This window comes from Shimia sp. MIT910701 (genome assembly GCF_047126315.1).
In the GTDB taxonomy this organism is placed as follows: domain Bacteria; phylum Pseudomonadota; class Alphaproteobacteria; order Rhodobacterales; family Rhodobacteraceae; genus Shimia.
Genome location: NZ_CP138953.1, coordinates 3,465,216 through 3,477,293, shown reverse-complemented (window position 1 = coordinate 3,477,293; position 12,078 = coordinate 3,465,216). Strand labels below are relative to the sequence as shown.

The 12,078-nt window shown below is 59.8% G+C and carries 10 protein-coding genes; 9 read left to right on the top strand and 1 reads right to left on the bottom strand.

The features are described 5' to 3' along the window. Positions 1–40: 40 nt before the first annotated feature. The 6 genes from SIB38_RS16920 (at position 41) to SIB38_RS16895 (ending at position 6,388) form a co-directional block, all read left to right on the top strand. Positions 41–325 carry a DUF3572 domain-containing protein gene (locus SIB38_RS16920; protein WP_294118460.1) on the top strand — a complete coding sequence of 95 codons (285 nt, stop codon included), beginning with the start codon at positions 41–43 and terminating at the stop codon, positions 323–325. A 97-nt stretch (positions 326–422) separates the two neighbouring features. Continuing rightward, positions 423–1,112 carry an HAD family hydrolase gene (locus SIB38_RS16915; protein WP_294118461.1) on the top strand — a complete coding sequence of 230 codons (690 nt, stop codon included), beginning with the start codon at positions 423–425 and terminating at the stop codon, positions 1,110–1,112. Positions 1,113–1,281: 169 nt separating this feature from the next. After that, the gene (locus SIB38_RS16910; RefSeq protein WP_294118462.1) at positions 1,282–2,850 is read left to right on the top strand and encodes a trimethylamine methyltransferase family protein; all 1,569 of its coding nucleotides are present in this window, start codon (positions 1,282–1,284) and stop codon (positions 2,848–2,850) included. Between the two features lie 123 nt (positions 2,851–2,973). Continuing rightward, complete coding sequence (locus tag SIB38_RS16905; RefSeq protein WP_412550664.1) at positions 2,974–4,725, top strand: DUF4153 domain-containing protein; 1,752 nt, start codon at positions 2,974–2,976, stop codon at positions 4,723–4,725. A 62-nt stretch (positions 4,726–4,787) separates the two neighbouring features. Next, on the top strand, positions 4,788–5,375 hold the full coding sequence (locus tag SIB38_RS16900) for a heme NO-binding domain-containing protein (protein WP_294118464.1): 588 nt from the start codon (positions 4,788–4,790) through the stop codon (positions 5,373–5,375). After that, positions 5,372–6,388, top strand: a complete 1,017-nt coding sequence (locus SIB38_RS16895; protein WP_412550663.1) for a diguanylate cyclase domain-containing protein — start codon at positions 5,372–5,374, stop codon at positions 6,386–6,388. Before SIB38_RS16900 ends, SIB38_RS16895 begins: the two co-directional genes overlap by 4 nt. 18 nt (positions 6,389–6,406) lie before the next feature. On the opposite strand, the gene SIB38_RS16890 is transcribed toward SIB38_RS16895, so the two are convergent. Next, complete coding sequence (locus SIB38_RS16890; protein ID WP_294118466.1) at positions 6,407–7,312, bottom strand: LysR family transcriptional regulator; 906 nt, start codon at positions 7,310–7,312, stop codon at positions 6,407–6,409. A gap of 166 nt (positions 7,313–7,478) precedes the next feature. Here SIB38_RS16890 and xdhA point away from each other — a divergent pair, with 166 nt between their 5' ends. The 3 genes from xdhA to xdhC are packed head-to-tail and all read left to right on the top strand — an operon-like array spanning position 7,479 to position 12,078. Beyond that, positions 7,479–8,930 carry a xanthine dehydrogenase small subunit gene (gene xdhA, locus SIB38_RS16885; protein ID WP_412550662.1) on the top strand — a complete coding sequence of 484 codons (1,452 nt, stop codon included), beginning with the start codon at positions 7,479–7,481 and terminating at the stop codon, positions 8,928–8,930. Between the two features lie 11 nt (positions 8,931–8,941). Continuing rightward, positions 8,942–11,254, top strand: a complete 2,313-nt coding sequence (xdhB, locus tag SIB38_RS16880; RefSeq protein WP_294118468.1) for a xanthine dehydrogenase molybdopterin binding subunit — start codon at positions 8,942–8,944, stop codon at positions 11,252–11,254. Continuing rightward, entirely contained in the window at positions 11,251–12,078 is an 828-nt protein-coding gene (gene xdhC, locus SIB38_RS16875; protein WP_294118469.1) for a xanthine dehydrogenase accessory protein XdhC, read from the top strand. Before xdhB ends, xdhC begins: the two co-directional genes overlap by 4 nt.

Here is a 12,078-nt window from a genome sequence, read left to right as displayed (position 1 = left end):
GGTATGAATGGTTAACAAACCCTTTCGAAAGTGAGAAAAAATGAGTGTTTCTCAGGAGGTCGCCGAGACCACCGCCTTGAAGGCCCTGGCCTGGTTGGTCAACAACGAGGAAGTGTGCTCTGTATTTTTGGGCTCAACCGGTGCGTCAGTAGAGGACCTGCGCGCACGGGCGGCGGAGCCTGATTTTCTGGGCTCTGTGCTTGAGTTTATCACCATGGATGATGCTTGGGTGGTTGAATTCTGTGACAGCAATGCACTCGCCTATGAAGTGCCGATGATGGCGGCTACGACCCTGCTTGGGACCGCCCGAACCCATTGGACCTGAGCCTAAGATTGGGTTAATGGCGCAGATCCGCTTGCACTGAGGTTGGCGGCAGGGCAGGGTCTGCGGCAGGACCACAGTGAGGCAAGGCAGATCAAACATGCGCGTAGACGGACTTCTGTTTGACAAAGATGGCACCCTGTTTGATTTCGGGGCGACTTGGAACGGCTGGGCGGCGAGCATGATTGACCGCTTTGCCCAAGGCGACGCCGCGGTGTCGCAACGGATTGCCGAGGCTTTGATGTTTGATCTGACGGCCAAGGCGTTTTTGCCAGAGAGCTTTGTGATTGCGGGCACCAACCGCGAGGCGGCAGAGGCGGTGGCAAGCGCGTTGCCGGGGTCTGATGTGGACGCCATTGACGAAGAACTGATGTTGGCTGCCGCAGAGGCGCCACTGGCACCGGCCGTGCCGCTTGCGCCGTTGATGGACGGGTTTCGTGAGGTCGGTCTGAAGTTGGGCGTGATGACCAATGACACGGAATACGGCGCCAAGGCGCATTTGACAGAAGCGGGCGTGATGGACCGGTTTGACTTTATCGCCGGATTTGACAGCGGCTTTGGCGCAAAGCCGGAACCCGGCCCGTTGCTGGCTTTTGCGGAACACACCAAGCTGGCCCCGGCGCGGGTGGCGATGGTGGGGGACAGCACCCACGACCTGATCGCCGGTCGCCGCGCGGGGATGCAGACCGTGGCCGTGCTGACCGGTGTGGCACTGGAGGCAGAACTGGCCCCGCATGCGGATGTGGTGTTGCCCAATATCGGGCATATCCCGGCGTGGATGGCGGCCTGACGCGTCAGTAGAACTTGGGTTTGTGAACGGCGTGCCTTTGGGCGCGCCGTTTTGCGTTTAATCGTGCCTCGCCAATCCCAAACGGCAAAAACGACAGCTTTTGTCGCAAACGCGCAGACTTGGGCGCGGAGATGGCATTTGCTTTTCCCAACGCGAAGGGGAGGCCAAGATGTCGGACACAGACAGCAAACCCAAAGGGCGGCGCGGCGGTGGGCGCGCGGGCAATGCGGCGCGGCGCAGGAAATCTGGCGTGATCGAGCAGATGCCCTGGCGCTTGCCGGTCAATACGGATCGCCCAACGGAACCGCTCTCCGCAGAGGGCACGCAGGCCATCCATGAGGGCGCGATGCGCATCCTCGAGGAAATTGGCATCGCTTTTTACAATGATGAGGCGCGGACCATCCTGAAAGGCGCCGGGTGTAAAGTTGTCGAGGATCAGGTCTTCTTTGATCGGACCTTTGTGATGGAAATGGTCCGAAGGGCGCCCGCGCGCTGGAACATGACCCCGCGCAATTCAGAGCGACAGCTGGTGATGGGGGACAATCATATCCTCTTTGGCAACGTCTCCAGCCCGCCGAACTATTGGGATCTGGAACTGGGGCGCAAGGTGCCCGGTACGCGAGAACACTGCGCCAACCTGCTTAAGCTGACGCAGTATTTCAACTGTATCCACTTCACCGGAGGTTATCCGGTGGAGCCGCAGGACATCCACGCCTCGATCCGGCATCTGGACGTGTTGTTTGACGCGCTGACACTCACCGACAAGGTGGTGCATGCCTATGCCTTGGGCGCGGAGCGGGTTGAGGACGCGATGGAGATGGTGCGGCTGGCGGGCGGGTTGAGCCATGAGGCGTTTGAGGCCAGCCCACGGATGTTCACCAACATCAACTCGACCTCGCCGCTCAAACACGACCACCCGATGATGGATGGTTGGATGCGCATGGCGCGGCGCAATCAAGGCCTCGTGGTCACGCCCTTCACCTTGGCAGGGGCGATGGCGCCTGTGACCATGGCGGGCGCGGTGGCGCAGTCGCTGGCCGAAGCGTTAAGTGCGGTGGCCCTGGCACAATACATCCGCCCCGGTGCGGCTTGTGCGATTGGCACTTTTACCAGCAATGTGGACATGAAGTCGGGTGCGCCTGCCTTTGGTACGCCTGAATATATGCGCGCCACCCAGATGACCGGTCAGATGGCGCGGTTTTACGGCCTGCCGATGCGGGCCAGCGGTGTCTGTGCAGCCAATGTGCCTGACGGGCAGGCGATGTGGGAGACCAGCAATAGCCTGTGGAGCGCGGTGCAGTCGGGCTCAAACATGGTGTATCACGCAGCGGGGTGGCTCGAAGGCGGATTAATTGCCAGTCCTGAGAAATTTGTCATGGATTGCGAAGAGTTACAGATGATCCAACGCTATTTGGAGCCGGAGATCTGCGCCACGGGACCGGACGAGATTGCCTTTGACGCCATCACTGAGGTCGGCACAGACGGGCACTTCTTTGGCATCGATCACACGCAGGAACGTTATACCACTGCCTTCTATCAGCCGTTTGTTTCGGACTGGCGCAATTATGAAGCATTTGAGGCAGCGGGCGGGACGTGGACCGCAGAGCGGGCGCATCACCTTTACAAGGATATTCTGGCCGAGTTTGACGCCCCGCCGATGCCGCCGGAGCATCGCGCGGCCTTGGTGGAGTTTGTCGCCAAACGCAAAGAAGAAGGCGGTGCGCCAACAGATTTCTGAGGCTTTTATGCAATTTGCGCAGGGCGCGCCTGCCAGAATTGTCACATGCGACCTTTGCTATAAATCATTGTTTTTGAAACGCTCGTCGCTATAAACGCCGCACAGGGTTGCAGGAGGGGTACCATGCACACTCAGGGCGGGCGCACGGTCACAGGGCGCGCGGAAATGGCCGCTGTCGGGTCTGTTGCAGGCCTGGCGATTTGGGCATTGGCGGAGCATCTCCCCGATGTCATCGACCACCCGCATGTCTATTTGGCTGTGACCTCTTTTGTGGCTGGGTTCTTTGCCGTTTTGATGGGGCTGAGCGGTCCGTACCGCGTGGTGCGCGCAGCGCTTCCGGCGCTGTGGCTGTCCGCGTTGGCCGCGCTCTTGGTGACCTGGGCAGGCTGGCGCTTTGACACGCTGGAGGCTTTTGCCGAGGCCGGGCACCCGATTATGGCCTGGGGTGTTTTTGTCACCATTGGCACGCCCTTTGCCGCTGCGCTTCTGCGCGATCATCATAGTTTGCGCGACTACGGCCACCTGTTTGACGTGAGTTGGAGCATTCTGGTGCGCTACTCGGCGGGCTGGCTGTTTGCCGGGCTGTTCTGGGCGGTGCTGTTCATGAGCCACGCGCTTTTGGAGATTGTGGGCCTCACCATCATCGAGGACATCCTCGACATCGACGGCGTACCCTTTGTGGTGACCGGCTTTGCGCTGGGACTGGGCCTGTCGGTGGTGCATGAGATGCGCGAATATCTCTCACCTTTCCTGGTACTGCGCCTGTTGCGGCTGTTGGTGCCGGTGGTGCTCGCCGTGGTGCTGATTTTTGTGGTGGCGGCGCTGTCGCAAGATCCGAGCACCTTGTTTGGCTCTTTGAGCCGCACAGCGGTGCTCTTGTTTGTTGGTTTAGCAATGATTTGCCTGGTGAGCATTTCGCTGGACCGCGGCGATGCGGATGCGGTGCGCTCGCGGTGGATGCGGCTGTGCACGGCGGCACTGGCGCTGTTATTGCCGGTGATTGCCGGGCTGGCGATTTACGCGTTGTCGTTGCGGGTGGCGCAATATGGCTGGACACCGGCACGGTTGGCGGCGGCTGCAACAGCCGCAATTGTGGCGCTGTATGCGCTGACCTATGCGGTGGCGGTGGTGCTGCGCGGCCCCTGGATGGCGCGCATTCGTCAGGCCAATATTCTGGTGGCAGTGGTGGTGCTCTTAACCGCCGCCGCTTGGCAAAGCCCGCTACTGAATGCGGAGCAGATCTCCTCCAAGTCGCAGGTGGTGCGGATCGAAAGCGGAAATGTGCCGCTGCCGGATATGGCACTGTATGAACTGGCCCATGATTGGGGCAAGCCGGGGCGGGCGGGGATCGCCCAACTGCAAGACGGCGCGGCTCAGACAGATGCGGCCCTTCAAGCGCAGGTGACCAAGGCGTTGTCGGCTGACAGCCGCTGGCAGTTTGAGCGCGGACAGGCGGACCGCCGGTCCGAGACCCAGGCGGCGGAAATCCACGCACATTTGACCGTATTGCCGCAAACGGCGGCAGTGACTGAGGAGATGCTGGAGGACTGGCCAAGCTACCGGCTGCGGGAATGGTCCAAAAGCTGTGTAAATAGCCCCGATCCGGGCTGTGTTTTGCTGCTGGATCAGTTCGCTCCGGAGCAAGGCGCGCAGCAGGGTGTGCTGTTTATCCCAGCTGAAAATCGCAAATTTGACGTATTTAGCGTGTTTGTTGACGGTCGCGATCTCGTCATAGGTGAAAGGCTGGCGCCCTTTGGCGGCAAAGTGGTGACGGTGACGGAAGTTCGCTCTATATTGGAGGGGCGCTATGAGGTTGCTCCCAGCAGCCGGCGCTCACTCTGGATCGGGGACGTGGAACTGTTCCCGGAATTCTGAGGCTGTTGGGAAAATCTTAAGGTGAGTCTGGTCTTATGGACCACGACGAATGAGGTGACGTTATGCATGGGTTGGTCAACAGGGCAATACAGTGCTTTGTCCGCGACAGTTATGGGCTGTCGCGCTGGCTTGAGGTGACTCGCCGTGCGGGTGTCGAAGTCACGGATTTCGAGGCCATGCTGCACTATGATGACGACATCACCGACAATCTGATTGCCGCGGCCAAGGATGTGATTGGCGTGCCTGAGGAAACCGTGCTTGAGGACCTCGGCACCTATCTTGTGACCCATCCCAATGTGGAGGCCTTGCGCCGTTTGTTGCGCTTTGGCGGGGTGGATTTCGTCGATTTTCTGCATTCACTGGACGAACTGCCGGATCGTGCCAAACTGGCTGTGGATGATCTGGACTTGCCCTCGATGGAAGTGCGCCAGCATTCCACTGAGACCTTTAGTTTGACGCTAAAAGGCGACCGTCCGGGCTTTGGCTATGTCATGATCGGCATTTTGCGTACGTTGGCAGATGACTATGGCGCTTTGGTGTTTTTGGAACATCGTGGCGCGCAGGCAGATGCCGAAGTGATCGACATCACTCTGGTGGAGCAAGCTTTTGCCAGTGGGCGAGAGTTTGAATTGGGAGCGCGGGCCGGATGACCGAAATTGTCGACAATTGCGATGTTTTGGCGACGCTGGATGTGCTCTGTCCAATGCATGTGCGCCTGGACAAGTTTGGCAAGATCACCCACGCGGGTCCTACTGTGACCAAGCTGTACGGCGACCAAACCATTCTCGGAAACCGGTTTCTGGAAGCGTTTGAGCTGAACCGACCCCATTCCATCACCTCGATGGAAACGCTTTTGGCGGCGGCGGGGAAGAAGCTGCACCTGAAAAAACGGGTGGAGCCGCAGACCGGGCTCAAAGGCGTGTTGATGCCCTGCAGCGACGGCGGCGCAATTGTGAACCTAAGCTTTGGCATCTCCATTCTGGACGCGGTGCAGGAATACTCCCTGAACGCGTCGGATTTTGCGGCGACAGACCTGACCATTGAGATGCTTTATCTGGTGGAGGCAAAATCCGCCGCCATGGAAGCGCACCGCAAGCTAAATCAGCGGCTGCAAGGCGCCAAGATTGCCGCCGAGGAACAGGCCTATACCGACACGTTGACCGGCCTGAAAAACCGTCGCGCGCTGGACCATATCCTGCCGCGCATGGTGGAAGATCGCACGCCTTTTGGCTTGCTGCATGTGGATCTAGACTTTTTCAAAGAGGTCAATGACACGAAGGGCCACGCGGCCGGGGACATCGTGTTGCAACATGTGGCCAAGGTGCTGGTGGACAGCAGCCGCGGCGACGATGTGGTGGCGCGGGTCGGCGGCGACGAATTTGTGCTGGTGATCAATGGCACCATCGATCCGGAAATCCTTGGGCGGATCTGCACCCGTATCATCAAAGAGGTGGAGCGTCCGGTCGCTTATAAAGACAGCCTGTGCAAGGTCTCGGCCAGTGTCGGCATTGCGATCTATAATGGTGAAGGCGATGCCCCTGCTGAGCAACTGATGGATGACGCCGATGTGGCGCTGTATGCCTCCAAACATGATGGCCGCGCGACCTATACGCTGTATGCGCCCAAGCTGCGGGAAAACAGCTCGCTCGCGATCAATCACTGAGCCTGTGAAATCGCAAGATCAAAGTTGCGCGATGCGCTGCTTGCTTTCGCTTGCGACAAAATCCACAAACAGGCGGATTTTTGGGTCCTGTAATTTGCGGTGCGGATAGAGGCATCCAAAGGACGCGGGCAGGGGTGGTGTGTCTGAGAGCACTTCCACCAACGCCCCGCTTTTGAGATGCTGCGCCACGTCAAAACGCGGTTTGTTGGCGATCCCGGCGCCCTCCAATGCCCATTGGGTCAGCACATCGCCGTCATCCGCGTCATAGCGGCCTTTGGCCTCGATCTTGCGCAGCCCATCTGCGGTTTGTAGGGTCCAGAAATACTCGGGACTGCGCGGAAACCGCAGCAGCAGGCAATTGTGATCCCCCAATAGATCATCTGGCGTTTGAGGCGTGCCATGCGCTTCGAGGTACTCCGGCGCGGCCACCAGCACGCGGTCACAATCGGCAATTTTGCGCAGCTTGAGATTGCTGTCTTTGAGCTCGCCCAACACAAAGGCCACGTCCAACCCGTCTTCAAACAGGTCCACTTTGCGGTCTGACAGGCGCAGCTGCACATCCACATTGGGGTATTTGTCGGCAAAAGCCGGAATGAGCGGCGCAACGATGCGACGGCCCACGCCAAGCGGCGCGGTGACACGAATGGTGCCGCGTGGTTTGTCAGAGAACCCGGCTACCACGGCCTCGGCCTCATCCAAGGTCTCGATCACCTTGCGGGCGTGGTCATAAAACACTTTGCCCACTTCGGTGGGGGAGAGGTTGCGGGTGGTGCGGTTGAACAGGCGTACGCCGAGGCGGCTTTCCAGTTCTTTCACGCGGTTGGAGGCCACTGCCGGGGTCAGGCGCAGGTCGCGGCCGCCCGAGGTGATGGAGCCAAGTTCCACCACACGTACAAAGACTCGCAGGCTTTCCAGATAGGGCATGAGAGCGCCTCCTTTAGGGATTGTGCCTCAATAGCGCGCGTTTGGGAATTTGATTTTCAATAAATCGTTGAAATAGATTTTCCAAAACCCCCGTTTCATTGAAGGCTAGGCCACAGGTAGAGTGGATCAAGGCCACTTCCGTGCCGACTCCCAGCAAGAGGTCAGGATGCAGCACCGTAGCGAAATTCGGTTTTTACTCAACGGGCGCAACATTGCGCTTTCAGACGTTGGAGCGGATGACACGCTCCTTGATTTTTTGCGCATTGATCAACGGCTTACCGGCTCCAAAGAGGGCTGTGCCGAGGGCGATTGCGGGGCCTGCACCGTCTTGGTTGGGCGGCTGACAGATGGCGGCTTGGTCTATGAGACTGTGAACGCTTGTATCCGTTTTCTGGCGTCACTGGACGGCTGTCACGTGGTCACCATCGAGTACCTTGGCGGGCCAAATGGCCGTCTGTCGCCGGTGCAACAGGCGATGGTGGAGCACCACGGCAGCCAATGTGGCTTCTGCACACCGGGCATTGTCATGTCGCTCTATGCGCTGTGGATGCAGCATGAACACCCCACGGTGAAACAGGTGGAAACTGCACTGCAAGGCAACCTGTGCCGCTGTACGGGCTACGCGCCCATCATCCGCGCCGCGCAGGAAGTGACCAACTATGGCACGCCCTCTGCGGAACACCTCGCGACCGAACGCGATGGCGTTGTGGCCGCACTTAAATCCCTGCGTGATGGCAAGCGGGTTGAAGTTGCCAAAGGCGACAGTCGCGCCATTCTGCCAGCAGATGTGGATGACCTTGCCGCCGTTCTGGAAGCTGAACCAGAGGCCACAATCATTGCAGGCTCAACCGATGTGGGGCTGTGGGTGACCAAGTTCCTCAAGCGGATTTCGCCGGCTGTCTTCATTGGTCAGTTGGATGGGCTGAAGGCCATCGACGTCACGGAAGATGCCGTGACCATGGGCGCGGGCGTGACCTACACCGAAGCGCAAGATGTGATTGCGGAGCATTATCCCCACCTGAGTGACTATTGGGACCGTATCGCCGGTTGGCAGGTCCGCAACATGGGCACCGTGGGCGGCAACATCGCCAACGGCTCGCCCATTGGGGACACGCCACCGGTGCTGATCGCCTTGGGTGCGTCGATCACGCTGCGCAAAGGCGCGACCCGCCGTGTATTGCCGCTGGAAGAGTTCTTTATTGCCTATGGCAAACAAGACCGCGCCGCCGGTGAGTTTGTCGAAAGCATCACCATTCCGCGTGTCTCCACCGGCCACCATGCGGCCTATAAGATATCCAAGCGCCGGGATGAGGACATCTCTTCCGTGGCCGTGGGGATGAATGTGCAGGTCGAAAATAGTATGATCGCCTCGGCTGTGCTGGCCTTTGGCGGTATGGCCGCCACGCCAAAACGCGCTGCCGCTGTCGAAGCTGCGCTTGTTGGCCAACCGTGGAGCGAAGCCACTTTGGTGGCCGCCGCCGCCAAGCTGCCGGAGGACTTCCAGCCGCTGACAGACATGCGCGCGACCTCGGATTACCGCATGAAAGTGGCGCAAAACCTGTTCCGCCGCTTCTGGCATGAAACCAACGGCGACACCGCCCGTCTGGCCAGCGCGTAAGGAGAATACCTATGAAACAGACCGTCTCCATTCGCGGTTCCGCCCACACCGATCTGATCCACGACAGTGCGATCAAACATGTCTCAGGCAGCGCAGATTATTGCGATGACATCGCCGAGCCAATTGGCACGCTGCACGCCTACTTTGGCACCGCCAAAGTGGCCCACGCCGAAATTAAGTCGATGGACCTTTCTGCCGTGCGCGCCGCGCCTGGTGTGGTTGGGGTGCTGACCGCCGAAGATGTGCCCGGTGTGAACGACGTGAGCCCCACGGGGCGACATGATGAGCCGCTCTTTGCCACCGAGAAGGTCGAGTTTTGGGGGCAGGTGTTGTTTGCCGTGGTGGCGGAAAGCCGCGACATTGCCCGCCGCGCCGTGGAGCTGGCCAAGATCGACTACACGCCACTGGAGCATGTGATTGAGGCCGATGAGGCGGTGGCCAAAGGCTACCCGCATGTCACTCCGCCGATGACGTTGAAACGGGGGGATGTGGCTGAAGGACAAGCCGATGCCGCGCACCGCATTCAGGGCCAGATGCGCATTGGTGGTCAGGATCACATGTATCTGGAAGGCCATATTGCCTTTGCCATGCCCGGCGAGGACGACGATGTGATTGTGCATTCCTCCACCCAGCACCCAAGCGAGGCGCAGCATATGGTGGCCCATGTTTTGGGTGTGCCATCCAACGCCGTGGTGGTCAATGTACGCCGCATGGGCGGTGGCTTTGGCGGCAAAGAAAGCCAGATGAACCAGTTCTGCGCCGTGGCAGCCTTGGCCGCGAAGAAGTGGAACCGTGCGGTGAAAATCCGTCCGGACCGCGATCAGGACATGGAAAGCACTGGCAAGCGGCATGACTTTGTTGTGGACTACGACGTGGCCTTTGATGAGGACGGCAAAATCCAGGCGGTGGACAACACTTTTGCCGCGCGCTGTGGCTGGACCTCGGATCTGTCCGGGCCGGTGACCGACCGCGCGCTGTTCCACGCGGACAACGCCTATTTCTATCCGCACGTTAAACTGCAAAGCCGCCCGATGAAGACCAACACGGTCTCTAACACCGCCTTCCGGGGCTTTGGTGGCCCGCAGGGTGTGGTCGCCGCAGAGCGCATGATGGAGGAGATTGCCTACAAGCTGGGCAAAGACCCATTGGAGGTGCGCAAGGCGAATTTCTATGGCGATACAGACCGCAACGTGACGCCCTATCACCAGACGGTTGAAGACAACGTTATGCCGCGCCTGGTCGAAGAGCTGGAGCAAAGCTCGGATTATCAGGCACGGCGCCAAGCGGTGCTGGCGCACAACGCCAAAGGTGGCATCATCCGCAAAGGCATCTCGCTCACGCCGGTGAAATTCGGGATCAGTTTTACCGCCACCTGGTACAATCAGGCCGGGGCGCTGGTGCACATTTATAACGACGGCTCCATCATGCTGAACCACGGTGGCACCGAGATGGGGCAGGGGCTGAACACCAAGGTCGCGCAGGTTGTGGCCGAGGCGTTTCAGGTGGATTTCGACACCATCAAGATCACCAAGACCACCACCGAAAAAGTGCCCAACACCTCCGCCACGGCGGCGAGTTCCGGCACCGATCTGAACGGGATGGCGGCGCTGAATGCCTGTGAGCAGATCAAGGAGCGCCTGATCCGTTGGGCCTGTGATCACTTTGGCGTTGATGCGCTGCTCGTGAAGTTTGCCCCGAATGAGGTGCATGTGGGCGATCAGGTCTTTGCCTTTGGCGACTTCATCAAGCAGGCCTATATGGCGCGGGTGCAGCTCTGGGCCGCAGGGTTCTACAAGACGCCAAAAATCCACTGGGACCGCGAAAAGGGACAGGGGCGTCCGTTCTACTACTACGCCTATGGGGCCGCGGTGGCCGAGGTCTCGGTGGACACGCTGACCGGCGAATACACCGTGGATCGCGCCGATGTGCTGCATGATGTGGGCAAATCGCTGAACCCGATTTTGGACAAAGGTCAGGTTGAGGGCGCGTTTATTCAAGGCATGGGCTGGCTCACCACCGAGGAGCTCAAGTGGGACGACAAAGGCCAGCTGCGCACCCATGCGCCAAGCACCTACAAGATCCCGCTGGCAGGCGACATCCCGCGCGAGTTCAACGTCAATCTGGCCGATTGGTCTGAGAACCGCGAGCTAACCATCAAACGCTCCAAAGCGGTGGGCGAGCCGCCGTTTATGCTGCCGATCTGTGTCTTTGAGGCACTGGGCATGGCGGTGGCCTCGGTGGCGGACTACGCCGAATGCCCACGTCTGGACGCGCCCGCGACGCCGGAGTGCGTGCTGATGGCGGTTGAGCGCCTGCGCGGATGAAAGCGGCCGACCTCATAGCATTTCTGGAGCGCGAAGCGCGGGCCATGCGGGTGGAGATCACCCGCGTGCGTGGCAGTTCTCCGCGTGAAGAAGGCGCTGTGATGGTGGTGTCGCCAATGGCAATGGTCGGCACCATTGGCGGCGGGCAACTCGAGTACATGGCTTTAGATGAGGCGCGTAAGTTGCTGAAACTAAGTCAGTCCTCCGGCTTCATGGATGTGCCTTTGGGGCCAGAGATCGGCCAGTGCTGTGGCGGGCGTGTGGAAATCACGCTCACCGAAATGGACAGCGCGGCGCGTGCCAATCTAGTGGCAGAGGTTGAGGCACAAGAGGCCGCATTGCCTCATGTCTACGTCTTTGGCGCGGGCCATGTGGGCCGGGCGCTGGCCAGTCTGTTCCAGCATTTGCCGGTGCGTTGTCTTCTGGTGGATAGCCGCACAGAAGAGTTGGGGCTGTCGCAGGCCAACGTCGAAAAACGCCTGACCGCTTTACCCGAAGCCGAGGTGCGCGGCGCGCCTGCGGGCAGTGCCTTTATTGTGCTGACCCACGATCATGCGCTGGACTTTCTGCTGACGGCTGAGGGATTGACCCGCCAGGACGCGCGCTGGGTCGGCATGATTGGCTCTGCCACCAAACGGGTGAAGTTTGAGCGCTTTGCGCAATCCGAATGTGATGGGCTGAGCGCGGCGGCGCTGCATTGCCCAATTGGGGCAGGCGGCAGCACAGACAAGCGCCCCGAGGTGATTGCCGCCATGGTTGTGGCGGACGTGATGACGGCCTTGACCACCGTGTCGGTGGATCAATTGGTTGAGGTCCGGACGTAA

Bases quoted from the DNA above. Each gene is read 5' to 3' on its own strand.
- SIB38_RS16905 (WP_412550664.1), top strand. From the start codon at position 2,974: ATGCACACTCAGGGCGGGCGCACGGTCACAGGGCGCGCGGAAATGGCC.
- xdhB (WP_294118468.1), top strand. From the start codon at position 8,942: ATGAAACAGACCGTCTCCATTCGCGGTTCCGCCCACACCGATCTGATC.
- SIB38_RS16895 (WP_412550663.1), top strand. From the start codon at position 5,372: ATGACCGAAATTGTCGACAATTGCGATGTTTTGGCGACGCTGGATGTG.
- xdhA (WP_412550662.1), top strand. From the start codon at position 7,479: ATGCAGCACCGTAGCGAAATTCGGTTTTTACTCAACGGGCGCAACATT.
- SIB38_RS16910 (WP_294118462.1), top strand. From the start codon at position 1,282: ATGTCGGACACAGACAGCAAACCCAAAGGGCGGCGCGGCGGTGGGCGC.
- SIB38_RS16920 (WP_294118460.1), top strand. From the start codon at position 41: ATGAGTGTTTCTCAGGAGGTCGCCGAGACCACCGCCTTGAAGGCCCTG.
- SIB38_RS16915 (WP_294118461.1), top strand. From the start codon at position 423: ATGCGCGTAGACGGACTTCTGTTTGACAAAGATGGCACCCTGTTTGAT.
- SIB38_RS16890 (WP_294118466.1), bottom strand. From the start codon at position 7,312: ATGCCCTATCTGGAAAGCCTGCGAGTCTTTGTACGTGTGGTGGAACTT.
- SIB38_RS16900 (WP_294118464.1), top strand. From the start codon at position 4,788: ATGCATGGGTTGGTCAACAGGGCAATACAGTGCTTTGTCCGCGACAGT.
- xdhC (WP_294118469.1), top strand. From the start codon at position 11,251: ATGAAAGCGGCCGACCTCATAGCATTTCTGGAGCGCGAAGCGCGGGCC.